Below are 14461 nucleotides of genomic sequence, written 5' to 3' on the forward strand. Positions count from 1 at the left end.
GCACACCCATTGCGCGCTCCTCTTCAAAGGCATGGCTGTCCCCCTGGTACCTTCGCCCGGTTTCATTGCGCGCGGCGAAGCACCATGGTCCGACCGAGAAGGGCGGTGCCCATATAGGCGCGAAGCTCCAGTTTTCCGCTCACGAGCGTTGCTTGTGCTGAATGGGTCCGACCGGTCGCTCCGCTGTAGAAATTTCCGCCTTCCCAGCGATCGTCAGCTGGATCCCACTTGAGGTTGGTCACAAGGACGGCTCGTTCCAGCGAACGGCTTCTGAGCTTCGGATCCGGATTGAGGGTATCCTTCTTGAAGGTCTTGCCGTCAGCCTCCATCAAAAGCTTTCCGTGGAGGACCCGGGCCGCATAGCTTCCTCCGGCGTCAAACATCTCGAGTTTGAGGTTGCCGTCATCGGATTCCCAGACGCCGACAATCTGATCCGGCGAATACGTCTGTGCGAAAGCCTCTCCAGCCGGGAGACCTGTCATTCCTGCCGAGAGCACTGCGGCCAGCAACGGGCCCACTAGTGATTTCACCATTCCATGCTTCCTTTTTACGGTTTGAGGCGGACATCGACAAGAGAGTCGTCGCGCGCCAGACGCTGTGGATGCCAATGATCCAGCGGCTCTCCTCAAAAGGAGCTCGGTCTTGGAACCATCCGGACAACTGACATTGCGCCCTTGAAACTACACGCTCGCGGCGCGGCGCCGAATGCCCAGAAGCTCAAATTTCCTGCCTGATCCTACAGTTGAGCAAAGCGAGGATGGGTCATCCCAGCTCGCTCAGCAGTTCGTGAAGAGGCGAGGAAACTGGCCTTCGTTCGATCTGCCAATGCTGCCTCCTCTCCTCCCGCCAGTGATCTAAGCAAAGCGGATCCCCCTTGACATTTATTTGGTACCTCACATATTTGCTAGGTAGCTAGCAAGATTGGAGCCTGCGTTGGTGGATCGGGAGCGGAAAGATACAGGTCGCGACCGTATCGGAGCCTGGACAAAGCGATGCTACTTTGCCGGACGGGCGGTCATGGACTCTGCCCTGCGTCCTTACGATCTCGGATCCGTGCAGTGGTACGTGCTCTACCAGCTCGCAACTGCCGGACCGACCATGCAACGTGATCTCGTGCGGTTGCTTACGATCGAACGCGCCACAATGACCGGCATCGTCGCGACCCTCGTGCGCAAGGGTCTCGTGGAGCAAGAGCCCGACCGGGTTGATCAGCGCCAGAAGCTTCTACGCATTACCGCCACCGGCGCCAAGTTGTGGGGCGAGCTGCCCGATCTCTCATTCATCCGCTCGGTCGCGTTCGACGGCATCGACGAGGCCGACGTCGCGGTCGCGGTCCGGGTTCTTCAGACCGCAACGGAGCGTCTCGAAAACCTGCTACAGAAAGGAACAGCGTCATGACAGTCTTGGTAACCGGCGCAACAGGGCTCGTCGGAGCCCGCCTTCTTCCGCGCCTTGTCGACGCAGCGGTGAATTGCCGTGTCCTGATGCGCGGCGCGAAGCAGGCGCCCCCCGGCGTCAGCGCGGCAGAAGCGGACCTACTCGATCCCGCGTCCGTCATGCGGGCGGTGGAGGGCGTTTCGGCGATCATCCATCTTGCTGCGGTTTTCCGCACCTCCGACACCGATCTTATCTGGAAGAGCAACCTCGAAGGCACGCGCAACCTTATCGCCGCGGCAAAGGCGCGTGCGCCCGAGGCACGTTTCATCATGGCAAGCACGTCCAATGTTTATGACGCGGACAGCCCGCGCCCTGGCCGTGAGGACGATGCGGCCAACCCGCAACAAGCCTATCCGGCCAGCAAGCTCGCCGCCGAGAACGCGCTACGTGAAAGCGGGCTAAACTGGGCGATCCAGCGGTTCGGCTTCGTTTATGGCGATAAGGACGGACATCTCGAAGAGTTGCCGCGATTGGTCACAAACTTCAAAATGCATCCTGCCCAGAGGATGAGCCTCATACATCATCTCGACATCGCCACCGCCATGAACCTCGCCCTGACCGGCACGATGGATGGGCGCATCGTCAATATCGCTGATGAGGCGCCGACCTCGATCTACGAGCTCGTCGCCCTGGTCGGCGGCACAATGGAACCGTCCTCAGCGCCGCTCGGCAATCCCTGGCGCCTGCACATGGATGTCTCGCTCGCTCGCAGTGTTGGTTTTCGGCCAATCGTGAGGACCGTTTATCAGGCAATGCAGGAAAACCTGATGTGACGCCGCCGGTCGGCATCTGACGGCCCGAGGCATATCCGCGCCACTCACAATGGCATTCCTTCATATCAGGACGGCCGCTCCGAACCGAGGCGGCAAGGAGCGACCTGCTGCAAACGGTGTCTAGGCTGTTCGCGCCTTGCGGCTGGCGTACTGGCTATACATGCGCTGGTGGTTCAGCGCGTCCTGCTTTGGGGCAACGCCGAACATCCGAGAATATTCGCGGCTGAACTGCGAAGCGCTTTCGTAGCCGACCTTGTAGGCGGCTTCCTCGACGCTTGCAGCGTCCGCGACCATCAGGCGTCGCGACTCGAGGAGGCGCAACTGCTTCTGGAACTGAAGCGGTGTCACCGAGGTGAGCTGCTTGAAATGCTGGTGAAACGATGACGGACTCATGCGCGCCACCTCTGCCATTTGTTCTACACGCAGCGTCTGGGCGAAATTTGCGCGCAGGAAATAGATGGCCTTGGCAACCCGCATGAAATTCGATTCCGGCACGGCCAGGCTGCAGAGCTCGGCGCCGTGCGGGCCGGTCAGAAGCCAATAGCAGATCTCCCGCATGACAGATGGGTAGAGGATCGGAATTGCCTTCGGTGTCTGGGACATCCGGATCAGGCGCAGCACGCATTCCGCCAAAGGTTCGTCAACCTTTCCGACGAACACGGATGGACCGGGCGTGGCAGGCGAAACCGGTGGCGTCTCCAACTGCTCCAACACCTCGCGCAGCATGTTCACGTCGAGATCGATGGTAACACCGATATAGGGTGTCTGCTCACTTGCCTCGACAACCCGCCCGCTGGCCGGCATTTCCATGCTGACGACCAGGCATTCCATGGCGCCATAGCGAAGCGTCTCTTCGCCGAAGAGAATTTCCTTTGCGCCCTGAGCCACCACGCAGAGCGACGGACGATAGATCTGCCGCATAGGCATCCGCTGCTGGTAGGAACGGATGATGTTGACGTTCTCTATCTGCGTCGGAAATAGGCCTTCACCGCCGCCCTGGCTTTCGATGTATGCGGTGATCCCGTCAAGCAGCGATGACGACACGCGAACCTCCGGTTGGTTTCGAGGCCAGCGCAGCACTCGCCCTTCAGCCGGCAACATATCGCCGCCTGTAGGAATAGGCAAGTTTATTGAGGTATTCGGCATTCTGGTCATGGAAGACTTCCTCTAGCTTGATGACGTCACTCACAGCCAGGGAAGCACCAAGCATGACAGAAACGGCCGCTTCGTCAATAGATAAGCACGCTGATCTGCCCACCATATCTACTGCGAGCGGGGATGAATACGTTGAGGGTCGGCGGGCCACAATGCTGCTTATTACGCTATTTCTTGTCAGCGCCACGTCCCAGATCGACCGGATGCTTCCCTTCGTCCTGGCCGAGTCAATCAAGGAAGAACTCGATCTGAGCGACACCGATGTGGGCTTGCTCACGGGCCTCGCCTTTGCGGTGTGCTACACGTTGCTGTCGATGCCCCTCGCCCGTGCCGCCGACCGAGGATCGCCCCGTTCCGCCCTCGTTTCATGCATCTTGCTCTGGAGCGCGATGACATTGCTCGGCGGCCTCGCCATGAGCTTCCTGTTCCTCGCCTTTACCCGCTTCGGTGTCGCTTTCGGCGAGGCCGGCGGAACGCCCTGCAGCCACGCGATCATTGCCCGGAAGATCCCACCCGCGCACCGCGGGCTGGCGCTCGGCATTTTCTCGATGGGCATTCCACTCGGCACTATGGTCGGTTTCGGCGCCGGCGGCGCTATCGGCGATACGCTCGGCTGGCGTACAGCGCTGGTCGGGGCCGGCGCCATGGGCGTACTGATCGGTTTGCTGGCCCTCCTCGTCGTCGGTCCGACCTCACCGCTCAAGCGCTCGGCCGCCACGAGCGAACCCTTCCTGCGGTCGAGCTTGCAACTGCTTTCGTCCCCGTCATTTCGTTGGTTGTTTATGGGCTCGATCGCACTCGGTTTCGCCGCAGCACCGTTCTACGCTTTCGCGGTTCCTTTCCTGATCCGCACCCACGACTTCAGCGCCAGCGAAGCCGGGCTCGCGTTCGGACTGCTGCAAGGCCTGATGGGGATTTGCGGAACACTGATAGGTGGGCGCCTGTTTGACCGCGCCGTGCGCTCCCGCACCGGCAGGTTGCTCGGGCCGCCCGCAATCCTGTTCATCATCGCAAGCCTGACGACGACCGCTGCGTTGCTCGCGCCGGTCGGGTGGCTTTCCATCCTCCTTTTCGTCCCCGGCATGTTGTCGTTCGCTTTTCTTCTGCCCTGGTGCTTCGGCGCTGCCCATTTGGTGGCAGGCAAGGGCAAGGAGGCGATGGCGACAAGCCTCGCGATGATCGGCTCCGGGCTCCTGGGGCCTGCGCTGGGCCCTCTGATCGTCGGCATAATCAGCGATGCGGCAACAGTGGCGCAAGTTCCCAATGGCCTAGGACTTGGTCTGCTGACAGTCCCGGTCGCCAGCGTTCTGACCGGCATCGCGATGCTGATCGCAAATAAGCGCATCGCAGCGGCCCTTCGCACAGCTGACATCGCCTAAACGCCCGAAAATTCACCTCTGGGAGCGTATCCTGAAATGACAGACTCATCGGGAGAGAACGGGACGATCAAGACCAGATCATCAGGATTGTCGCGCCGTTCGTTTATGCGATACAGTACAGTGGGAGCTGGTGTCGCGGCCGTGGGCGGCGCAATTGCGGTCAGGGCAAACATGCCACCCTTGTCCCCGCGTCAGCAGGGACTACCGAGCATCCCCGATTGGACGGCAGCCGACATCCCCTCGCTGCAAGGACGCTCGGCGCTCGTCACGGGCGGCAACGGCTATCCCGAGGGCGACCGAAGTGGTTTGGGCTATCATGACGCCCTTCAACTCGCACGCGCCGGGGCGGACGTAACCATCGCGTCCCGGAAGCAGGAACGTGGAGAGGAAGCCGTCCGACGCATCAAGGTCGCCGTCCCCAGCGCTTTGATCCGTTTCGAGCCGCTCGATCTTTCGGACCTCCTTTCGGTTGCCAGCTTTGCTGATCGGATGCGCGCTTCCCGGAAAAATTTGGACATCCTCGTCAACAATGCAGGCGTCATGGGGCGGAAAAACCGGGAAATGAGCGCCAACGGGTTCGAACGAGTGTTCGCCACGAACGCGCTTGGTCATTTTGCGTTGACCGCCCGGCTGTTGCCACTGCTGAGCCAAGGGAATTCCCCGCGCGTCGTCTGGGTGTCCAGCAGTCGCGCGTTCATGGGCACAATCAACCCCGCCGATCTGCCACTCGGTCGCGACTATGACTATGGGGCGGCTTACGACAACTCCAAGCTCGCCATCCTCATGCTTGCCTTTGAGATGCAGAGGCGCAGCGCGGCGGAAGGCTGGGGTATCTCGGCCATGGCTTCCCATCCCGGCATCGCCCGCACCAACCTGGTCCCGGACGGCCCCGGCTTCGACAGCCTGGAGGGGCGCAATCATAGATACCTGCCTTTCCTGTTCCAGCCGCCTGCTCAAGGCGCTCTGCCGACCCTATATGCGGCAACATCGCCGCAAGCGGTGGCTGGCGGATATTACGGCCCCAACGGGTTTCTGGGGTTAGGTGGTTTGCCGGGCTGGGCCGGGATTCCTGAGAAAGCCGACGACCAGCAAGCTGGGACGAGATTGTGGGCCACCCTTGAGCAGCTTGGCAACGTGACATTCGGGCGGATGAGTTGATGCACAATCATGTTGTCTCTATAGACTAACGATCAATCATGGCGAGCAATGAACGCCGTTAGCGAACTCGCGTTTTGCTTCCGGCTGTCACAGCCGCATTTGGCTAGCTCTGATCGGGGCTTGGACGAACGAAAACGGGATCGGGGACATCTCGCAACTCAAGATCCTACCGGCGGCCGCTGCCACCTCCTTGCCCAAGCGACTCCCGGCCAGCGCACCTGATCCATATCCGACTATGACGCCAGGCCCCGGACGAAATCCAGAAAGGCCCGCACCTTGGCCGAAACCAGGTTCGAGCTGTGGTGAAACGCATAGAGCGGGAACGTTTCGTCTCCCCAGTCCGGCAGTAACTGGACCAGCCTGTTCTGGGCAATAAAGTCCCTGGCATAGATTTCCAGCAGCTGGGCAACGCCGGTACCACCCAGGCACGCGCCGAGCAGCGAGCCGGTATCGTTGACCATCAGACGGCCGGATGCGGCAAGCGGGACGACCTCCTTCCCGCGTTGGAATTCCCATTCGAACGGACGGCCCGTCGTGGGGTCGCGGATCAGCAGGCACTGATGGTCCTGGGCGAGCTGTTCGGGATGCGCCGGCGCGCCGTGCCTGGCGACGTAGGCCGGAGAAGCGCATGTCAGGACGTGCGTCTCCAGCAACAGGCGAGCCTTGAGCGAAGACGGCTCGGGCGCCCCGAACCGGACGGCGACGTCAACGCCCTCGGCGACAAGATCGCCCATGGCATCCCGGACGCTGATCTCGACGGAGAGTTCGGGATAGTGATCCAGAAACTCCCCTAGCCGCGGCGCAAGAACATAATGTCCGAAGGTTCCGTCGACGTTCACGCGCAATCGTCCACGCACGATTGCCTTGCTCTTGCCCGCGCTCACAGCCGCTTCTCCGATGCCCGCAAGCAACGGCGCCACGGCTTCGTAGAAACGGCGCCCTTCGTCGGTCAGCGAAATCGCCCGGGCGGTCCGATTGAAGATGCGGATGCCCACGCGCTCTTCCAAACGCGCAACGGCGCGGCTCACCGCGGGCTGGGTCAGCCCCATCGCCTCACCGGCTCGCGCAAAGCTACCGGCCTCAACCACGGCGACCACGACCCCTATTCCACTTAGCAGCCGGCTATCGAAGCTCATGACACATACTTTTAGTCATTATTGGGATGACGAGTATGCATTATTTTTATTGGGCGGAAACCGCTAAATTTCCCGTCAGCCGCGGTGCGGTATATCAGGAAAGGCAGAAGTCATGAGCGAAACGAACAAGGTGGCCCTGGTTACGGGCTCTTCGCGCGGGATAGGTGCTGTCATTGCGCAGCGTCTCGCGGGTGACGGCTTCAAAGTCGTCGTGAACTATGCGCGTGGCGCGGAAGCCGCGCAGGAGGTTGTGGACAGGATCGCAGCGGCAGGCGGCGAAGCGATCACGGCTCAGGCAGATATTTCCGACCCTGCGGCGGTTGCGGCGATGTTCGACACAGCCGAGCGGTCTTTCGGCGGCATCGATGTCGCCGTGAACAACGCCGGCATAATGCGGCTGGCGCCGATCGTCGAATTTGCCGACGATACCTTCGACCAGACCGTCGCGATCAATCTTAAAGGCACGTTCAATGTCGCTCGCCAGGCCGGCAGGCAACTGCGCGAGGGCGGGCGCATCATCAACCTGTCCAGCAGCGTCATCGGCATGCGTCTTCCCTCCTATGGCGTCTACATCGCGACCAAGGCTGCGGTGGAAGGGCTGACGCAGGTGCTCGCGCAGGAAATGCGTGGCCGAGGAATCAGGGTGAATGCCGTTGCGCCGGGGCCGACCGCCACGGACCTCTTCCTCGAGGGCAAGAGCCCGGAACTCATCGACCGGATGGCCAAGATGAACCCGCTCGAGCGGCTCGGCCAGCCCGAGGATATCGCCCGCGTGGTTTCGTTTTTGGCAGGGCCGGAAGGTGCCTGGGTGAATGGTCAGACGCTGCGGGCAAACGGCGGCATGTGCTGAACCGATCCCAGGCAGTCCTACATCGACAATCAGAAAGATTGAGGAGATCAAGAGATGTCACATGAAACCAACTCGACCGCGTCAACCGCACAAGGCCGCAACACAGGTACCGGGATTTATATCATACTGACCGTCACAGCGGCACTGACAGCCGCGACGGCGGCCCAGACAAGTCTGCTCCTGACACTTCCGCCTTGGGCGATGTTCATGGGCTGGGTTGCCTATTTTACACGCCGTCCCTCTGCCGCCGAGGGCTTCCAGAGCTGGGTCTGCACGGTACTCGGGCTGTGCGTCGGCGCGGCTGCCGTACTGGCGGTGCCGTTGCTCGCACCGACCCTTGGCAGCGTGGCGTTTCCCGTGGTCGTGTTGTGCGTGGCGCTTACCGTCATCTCCACACGCGGCCTTCCGGTCCTCAGCAATCTGCTCGGCTATTTCATCGGCCTGATTACCTTCTTCGCCGCCCATCTTGAGCCGGAGCTTTCTTCAATCGCGAAGCTTGGAAGCGCTACCGCAATCGGCTCGATCGCAGGATGGGTTGTTCAGACGGTGGAGAAGAAGATCCGGAGCATCGTTGCGGCCTAGTTGAGCCAGCACATCGAAGGCAACACACGGAGAAGACCATGACCAAGGTCGTCATTATCACGGGAGCCGGCACTGGCATGGGCCGGCTCGTAGCAAGAAGTCTTGCTCAGGCAGGGCACACCGTCTACGCCACCATGCGCTTCGTTGAGGGTCGCAACAGGGACAAGGCTGAAGAGGCCCTCGCATTCGCGAGCGACCATGAGGTTAATCTGCGGCCGCTGGAACTCGATGTGAACTCCGACGCCTCCATCGAGCAGGCAGTCCAGACCGTTACGGCGAACGAAGGCCGTATTGACGTCCTCGTGCACAACGCGGCGCATCTTTACTTCGGCATCACTGAAGCCTTTACCCCGGAGCAGATCCTGGCAAGCCTGAACACGAATACGGTCGGAGCCCTGCGGGTGAACCGTCGCGTATTGCCGGTGATGCGCGAACAGGGCTCGGGTCTTCTCCTTTGGATTGGCAGCGGCACATCCCGTGTCGTTCCGCCGTTCCTTGCTCCGTATACAGCGGCGAAAGCCGCGATGGACTCGTTCGCAGACAGCATCTCCTACGAGGTCGCCAGATTTGGCATCGAGACCTCAATTTTGATGCCTGGCCCATTCGTTGAAGGCACGGCCCACTTTCCGCATGCCGAATTTCCGGCGGACGAGACAGTCCAGAAGAAGTATCTCGCGCTTTACGAGGATGCCATTGCCGGAAACGAGCAGTCGACAAGGGCGCTTTTCCCCGACGATGTGACCGCAGACGTGCAGGCCGTCGCCGACGAAGCTCTTAGGATCGTCGATCTCCCGCATGGATCACGACCTTACAGATCCGAGGTGGACTTCAGCGATTTTGGCGATGCCCCAGTCAACGCTGTGGCCACTGTAATGCGCGAACGGCTCCTGAAGCGCTTCGGGCTCTCCGATCTGCTCCACCCGACGAACTTCAGATCACAGGGGAAATGAAACCTTGCAGACGGATGATACAATCGAAATGTCAAAAAACATCCCCGCCGATTTGCCGAACGTCATCCGGAACTTCGTTCTGCGCACGAACGCCGGAGATTCAGCCGGTGTCCTGGAATGTTTCACGTCAGATGCAATCCTGAGCGACGGCGATCAGAAATATCAAGGTCGGGCAGAGCTGGCGGCGTGGGATCGAAATGACAACGTGGGTGTCCAATCGCAACTGACAATTACAACATGGGCAGTGTTCTTCCGAGGTTATCGCATCGCGGTCAAAGTCGCCGGGAACGGTTTCACCGGAACGGGCGAAATGAATTTTCAACTACTTGACGGAAAGATCGCTCTTCTCAGCATTTCGGAAGCGAACGTCAACTAGCGATGGCGTGCAGGCATGTCTTGCCTTGGCTGCGTCACCCGGCCACGTCGAAGAATCTGCCTGCTTCGCAGTTCTTGTGGTGGCGAGAAATCAAGGTCGTGACCATGTCAATAATCTGACATCCTTACGGTCCGATCGTAACTTCACTGGTCTTGTGAACTGCGACAGACTTGTTCCGGCAATGTCTCCTGAGGCTACTCCCGGTCAGTCAGCCCCCTCGCTGGACCCCTGCCGCCTCGAGATCGGCGACCGTGTCGATATCGATCGATTCGCAAGGATTGATCGATATCGTGCCCGCTCCGGGCAGCATGCTAAAGAGCCCGCGTGCTCCTTCATCTCCACGCAATTCCGTGAGCCGATCAAATAAATCACGCCTAAAGGCCGCCGGGGGCATAAGGATCTCGCCCTTCCTGGAGAAGACTGCTGCCCGGTCGCCTGTGATCGCCTGACGCAGGGCGAGCAGGTGGCGCTCTGATACCTCAGGCATATCCGCAAGGAGGATCAGCGCAGCACCTACGGGGTAATTGCTTGCGCAACGGATGCCTTCGGAGATCGAGGCGGCCAGCGCCGGCACTTTCGTTCGGCAGACAGCTACCGACCAGCCCATCGCCTGCAAAGTCTCGGTGCGGGCGCGCTACCGTTCTCCAACGACCGCGATGCGTATAGCGACGGCTTCGCCTTTTAACAGTCGCGCGCTCCGCTCTAAAATTGGAGCTCCCCGGTACATCGCCATAAGCTTGTCACCGGCCTCGAAGCGGCTCGACTTGCCGGCGGCGAGGAGAATTATGGCCGTGTCTGAAAAGGGTCGATCGAAACCTGCTTCCAGCAACCGAGAATCTCCGCCAAAATTGAGACAGCAAGGGATGAGGCATCGCGCATTGAAGCGACTAACCCGACAGGCGCCCTAATGCGCCGGATCTGTTGCTCACCGCATCCGAGCGCGCGCAGGCGATTGCATCGCCGTTCATGCGTCTTGCGGCTGCCGACGGCGCCGATGAAGAACGCCGGGCCTTGCAATGCCTGAACGAGTAAAGGATCCTCCCAGTCGGCGTCATGGAGCGACAGAATAACCGCCGTCCAGGGATCGTCGTCAAGAACTGGCAACGACGTTGGTATCTGCATGCGCAATGCCCTTGAGAGATCGAGCGCTGGATCAGCATTGCCAAAATCTTGCTCCGGCATCTGAAGAAGAACCGGCAGACCGGCCGCGGTAGCGACCCTGTGCAACGCGATCGCATCGGCGCTACGTCCGGCTATCCGGATCCGCAGCTTCGGCAGATAGGTGAAGATATGATCGACCTCCCCGGTTGGAGCGAGCACGATCTCGCCGCACTCACGAAAGCCGAGGCGCTGGGGAATGCGGGCGGCAAGCAAATCGGCGCAGCGGCGCACAACCATGGGATCGGCATTTGGAACGATCAATACTTCGACCGCCCCACCGCAAGGAAGCGGCAGATCCAGAAATGGAGAGCCTGAACCATAACGCAGTTTTCTGGCCTTACCGTCTGAGAATGCGTCAAGAGCATGCCTTGCAACGTCGGCATCGAGACAGCCGCCGGAAATGTAGCCAACGCGTTGGCCCGTTCGCGAGACCGTCATCACCGCGCCTGGGGCCCTGACACCACCGCCTTCGGTCAATGTGATCGCAACAAGTGCTGCTCCACCCTCGAACCGCTGCTCAAGCCATGCCGCGAGGACGTCCTCGATATGTTCAGCATAACGAATCATGGCGCAAGACCGCGGGTTTTCCGCCCTCTAGCAGTTGTGATCGGCGCATTGCTTGGAGATATGGCACAGTCGGACGTCGCGCGGCCTGCCGCAGGGATGTCCGCCACGCCGGAAACCAACATCGATTGGCAGACCGCAAAATCCGTCAGGCCTCGGCTTTCCGGCCTCTTCATATGAAGGCAATCCAACGGCCTGAAAACACCGCGCTGGTCCAAAGGGCGAGAGACAGCCCGGCCGCGAGACGACCATGGGATGTTCCCAGTCCACCCCGCACGTCGGCCGAACCCGTACCCAGGCGCAGAACCAGCGCGTTCGTTCCAGCGATCAACAAGAGGGCCATCTTTGCCAAAAAAGCCGGATTGAACGCATAGTTTCCAATCCGCACCGAAACGAGGAGCACTCCCGTGGTCGCGGCGACAGCGAACCCGGCCAGCGCCACCCGGACCAGGCCTGGAAGCGCCTCGTCCAGCTTTGCGCTGACAACGCCAAGAAGGCGAAGATCGACGGTGACAATGCAGCCCACGAGCAGGGCGATACCGAAGATGTGCAGCGCCGAGATAGCCGGATAGAGACCGGGAACAGTCACGATCATCCGAACGAGCGGTAACGCCTCGATCCAGCGAAACGCTGCACTCAGTTGCATCCATCTACTCCTCGCGCCCAGTCCCCGGTGTAAGATACGACCTCGCCGTCCGATAACCGCACCCAGGTGCTGCGTAGCTGGTGGGGAGACAGGCAATTGCGAAGGGCAACGATGGTGACCCGATCCCCGACACGTAATCTGTCAGCGAGATCGTAAAACAGGCGCACGGGAGAAAGCTCGACGTCGCGTTCCACGCCAACGTCCTCCGCACGGGTCCTGGGCGGCCCGAAATATTCCTCCGGTCTGCCGAGACCGCGCGCAGGAAATTCATTGGCCTCTCCTCTCACAGTGAAAACAGGATGAGGCGGACTAAACGTGGCCGCAGTCACCGTTCCGTGTAAAATGATCGGCGCAGAAGCGTCATATCTACCAGTGACGCCATGGTGGGCGGACACGAGCCCCGTGAGTGCCAAAAATCCAATCACGGTTCCAAACGTTGTGCGACCAATCCTCTTAAGCATGATGCTGCCCTTTCGTTGCTGTAACTGCGAGCACGGTTTTGCGTCGATGCTACAGCGCCCATGCTGCATGCTCCATGCGCTATCATCCGGAATATTCTCGCAATCGTCCGGAAACCTTTGGGTCCGTACTGTCGCTGTTAAACCGCAAAGACACCGGCTCGAGATAGATGAAGCCGATGCAGCGATTCGAGCGGAGCGACGCCTCCTGAAGGTCAATCGGGCTCCGCTCCCAATCATTCATAAGTCCTCGATGGGCGGTCCGCCGATTTCAGATGGATCGATGATCTGCAGGGCTTCCAACAGCGGTCGGCTGGATCTTAGGAATTTGACTGCAGACCCTCTGAGTTCTTTCAGGTTCGCGTCCCTCGATTCAATGCTCTGGCCGTCTCTGACGAGTCGTTCGCCGATACTGTCGAGGAACTCCCACACGTGGTTGGCCAGGGAATCCGCATCGGTTTTACCCTCCCTCAGGCCGAGGATAAACAGTTGTGCGATATGGGGTATAGCGATCCCACCTCCCGTCACCGGCGACACCATATGATGGAGATCCATGCTGATGCGCGCCCGTTCCAGGATATGTCGGTTCAACGCCTTGCATTGCTCCTGTACCTTTTTGGAGGGATCTCGAACTGGGGCCGTAAAACCCGCGCCCGTGAGAACCGTCAAAGCTTCAACAACGTCTTGAGGTAGAAACCCGCGCAGCTTCGAATGTTGCAGAAGTTCATCGACGCCTTTCGGCCTGTATTTGTCTTCACAAAGAGCCTCGAGGATCGGATCATATTTGTCTGCCGGCAGCTCCACTTCCCCTCTGCTGAGCGGGATCTTTTTCGGGATATCAACTATTGGCGTCGACAGCACGAAGGCCAGCGAGTGCCAGGCATCTCGATGTTCCGGGCCCGACAGTTTTCGGGCGCCCTTGACGAAAATGTCACTTCGGAAACGCCTGTTCAGCAAATAGTCGCGCACCGTCTCGCGCATGATCGGATGGCCGATCTGCGAGACGAGCTTGCGACCTTCGTCGGTGAACTGGAGGGCGTCCATGCCGTCGAGCAGGCGTGCTGATCCGACATATGTAAGTTTGGCGTCGTCAAGGCTGCGGGCCATGTCGGAAAAATGCCCAAGATGCCAGTCTGCGTTCAAATATTCATGGGCAAGATAATTGGGTCCCTGCTTCATCAAATGTTTGAGATGATGTCCGGCGATCGGGTTTTCGTTGAAATAGATTGAACCAGCCTTTGCGACATCTCCTAAAAACTGCAAAGCCCCTTCAATCATTCCAACGGGTCCCGAGATTTTCCCTTCACCATACTCCTGATAGAGGGACATCAACTCGCGGATCGGAATGATCGGCGCCCAGCCTGGCAGGCAGTTATAGCTTATATAGGCAATCCCGCCGGGGCGGAGCTTCCGCCTGATGATATCCGTTATAATCTTTCGGTTCGTTTCGGATATCCAGCTCCAGATGCCGTGAAGCGCGATGACATCGAAGTCGGGAAGATCGTTCCGGCTGGCGAGTTCTTCGAAGGAGTCGTCGAACAGATGAAGGCTGGCGCCAGATGCCGCAGCTAGCTTGCGAGCTTCCACCGTTTGCGTGGGGTTGAAGTCTGTTCCCCAATACGATCCGACAGATCCCGCCGCATGCATATTGATGGAAACCCCTTGTCCAAAACCCAGTTCAAGATAGATCGGCTCCTCGCTCAGCTGCGGCTCTACCGCCTGGCAAAGACAGGCCAGGCGCAGCATGGTTGGGTTCATTTCTGGATAGTAGCCATGGGAATAGTTCAGATCAGTAAAGTAACCGTACGACCATGCCATCAGTGAGACTCCCAGGAC

14 protein-coding genes and 1 pseudogene are annotated in these 14461 nt (G+C 59.8%); 8 read left to right on the forward strand and 7 right to left on the reverse strand.

Translation table 11 applies throughout. The features are described 5' to 3' along the window. Nucleotides 1–62: 62 nt before the first annotated feature. Nucleotides 63–533 carry a DUF2147 domain-containing protein gene (locus G9X64_RS05775; protein WP_171376150.1) on the reverse strand — a complete coding sequence of 157 codons (471 nt, stop codon included), beginning with the start codon at nucleotides 531–533 and terminating at the stop codon, nucleotides 63–65. 484 nt (nucleotides 534–1017) lie between these two features. Between G9X64_RS05775 and G9X64_RS05780 the strand changes: the two genes are divergently transcribed. Together G9X64_RS05780 and G9X64_RS05785 are read left to right on the forward strand one after the other, a co-directional pair. Beyond that, a complete protein-coding gene (locus tag G9X64_RS05780) occupies nucleotides 1018–1398 on the forward strand; it encodes a MarR family winged helix-turn-helix transcriptional regulator (protein WP_376766385.1) in 381 nt (126 codons plus the stop codon). Further along, nucleotides 1395–2210 (forward strand): NAD-dependent epimerase/dehydratase family protein, encoded by an 816-nt coding sequence (locus tag G9X64_RS05785; RefSeq protein ID WP_171376152.1) that lies wholly within the window; start codon nucleotides 1395–1397, stop codon nucleotides 2208–2210. The genes G9X64_RS05780 and G9X64_RS05785 overlap by 4 nt, the downstream gene beginning before the upstream one ends. A 120-nt stretch (nucleotides 2211–2330) precedes the next feature. Here the strand turns inward: G9X64_RS05785 and G9X64_RS05790 are convergent, their stop codons facing one another. Next, nucleotides 2331–3254: an AraC family transcriptional regulator gene (locus G9X64_RS05790; RefSeq protein WP_171376153.1), complete on the reverse strand. Its 924-nt coding sequence runs from the start codon at nucleotides 3252–3254 to the stop codon at nucleotides 2331–2333. 164 nt (nucleotides 3255–3418) lie between these two features. Here G9X64_RS05790 and G9X64_RS05795 point away from each other — a divergent pair, with 164 nt between their 5' ends. Both G9X64_RS05795 and G9X64_RS05800 read left to right on the forward strand, forming a co-directional pair. Next, nucleotides 3419–4744, forward strand: coding sequence for an MFS transporter (locus tag G9X64_RS05795; RefSeq protein ID WP_171376154.1), 1326 nt, complete (start codon nucleotides 3419–3421; stop codon nucleotides 4742–4744). A gap of 36 nt (nucleotides 4745–4780) precedes the next feature. Then, nucleotides 4781–5902 (forward strand): SDR family NAD(P)-dependent oxidoreductase, encoded by a 1122-nt coding sequence (locus G9X64_RS05800; protein ID WP_171376155.1) that lies wholly within the window; start codon nucleotides 4781–4783, stop codon nucleotides 5900–5902. Nucleotides 5903–6135: 233 nt separating this feature from the next. On the opposite strand, the gene G9X64_RS05805 is transcribed toward G9X64_RS05800, so the two are convergent. Next, entirely contained in the window at nucleotides 6136–7038 is a 903-nt protein-coding gene (locus tag G9X64_RS05805) for a LysR family transcriptional regulator (RefSeq protein ID WP_171376156.1), read from the reverse strand. Between the two features lie 112 nt (nucleotides 7039–7150). Here G9X64_RS05805 and G9X64_RS05810 point away from each other — a divergent pair, with 112 nt between their 5' ends. The 4 genes from G9X64_RS05810 to G9X64_RS05825 are packed head-to-tail and all read left to right on the forward strand — an operon-like array spanning nucleotide 7151 to nucleotide 9796. Further along, the gene (locus G9X64_RS05810) at nucleotides 7151–7888 is read left to right on the forward strand and encodes an SDR family oxidoreductase (protein WP_171376157.1); all 738 of its coding nucleotides are present in this window, start codon (nucleotides 7151–7153) and stop codon (nucleotides 7886–7888) included. Nucleotides 7889–7942: 54 nt separating this feature from the next. Further along, on the forward strand, nucleotides 7943–8470 hold the full coding sequence (locus G9X64_RS05815; protein WP_171376158.1) for a DUF1097 domain-containing protein: 528 nt from the start codon (nucleotides 7943–7945) through the stop codon (nucleotides 8468–8470). 38 nt (nucleotides 8471–8508) lie between these two features. Then, complete coding sequence (locus tag G9X64_RS05820; RefSeq protein ID WP_171376159.1) at nucleotides 8509–9420, forward strand: SDR family oxidoreductase; 912 nt, start codon at nucleotides 8509–8511, stop codon at nucleotides 9418–9420. 4 nt (nucleotides 9421–9424) lie between these two features. Next, nucleotides 9425–9796 carry a nuclear transport factor 2-like protein gene (locus G9X64_RS05825; RefSeq protein ID WP_171376160.1) on the forward strand — a complete coding sequence of 124 codons (372 nt, stop codon included), beginning with the start codon at nucleotides 9425–9427 and terminating at the stop codon, nucleotides 9794–9796. Nucleotides 9797–10004: 208 nt separating this feature from the next. Here G9X64_RS05825 and G9X64_RS05830 read toward each other — a convergent pair. The 4 genes and pseudogenes from G9X64_RS05830 to G9X64_RS05850 all read right to left on the reverse strand — a co-directional run bounded on the left by G9X64_RS05830 (nucleotide 10005) and on the right by G9X64_RS05850 (nucleotide 14443). Further along, nucleotides 10005–10625: pseudogene (locus G9X64_RS05830) on the reverse strand (nucleotidyltransferase family protein). After that, nucleotides 10580–11524: an XdhC family protein gene (locus G9X64_RS05840; RefSeq protein WP_171376163.1), complete on the reverse strand. Its 945-nt coding sequence runs from the start codon at nucleotides 11522–11524 to the stop codon at nucleotides 10580–10582. Before G9X64_RS05840 ends, G9X64_RS05830 begins: the two are co-directional and overlap by 46 nt. Before the next feature lie 169 nt (nucleotides 11525–11693). Further along, nucleotides 11694–12167: a DUF6644 family protein gene (locus G9X64_RS05845; protein WP_171376164.1), complete on the reverse strand. Its 474-nt coding sequence runs from the start codon at nucleotides 12165–12167 to the stop codon at nucleotides 11694–11696. Between the two features lie 698 nt (nucleotides 12168–12865). Then, the gene (locus tag G9X64_RS05850) at nucleotides 12866–14443 is read right to left on the reverse strand and encodes a class I SAM-dependent methyltransferase (RefSeq protein ID WP_171376165.1); all 1578 of its coding nucleotides are present in this window, start codon (nucleotides 14441–14443) and stop codon (nucleotides 12866–12868) included. Nucleotides 14444–14461: the final 18 nt, after the last annotated feature.

It is taken from the genome of Rhizobium sophorae, from assembly GCF_013087515.1.
GTDB lineage: Bacteria > Pseudomonadota > Alphaproteobacteria > Rhizobiales > Rhizobiaceae > Rhizobium > Rhizobium sophorae.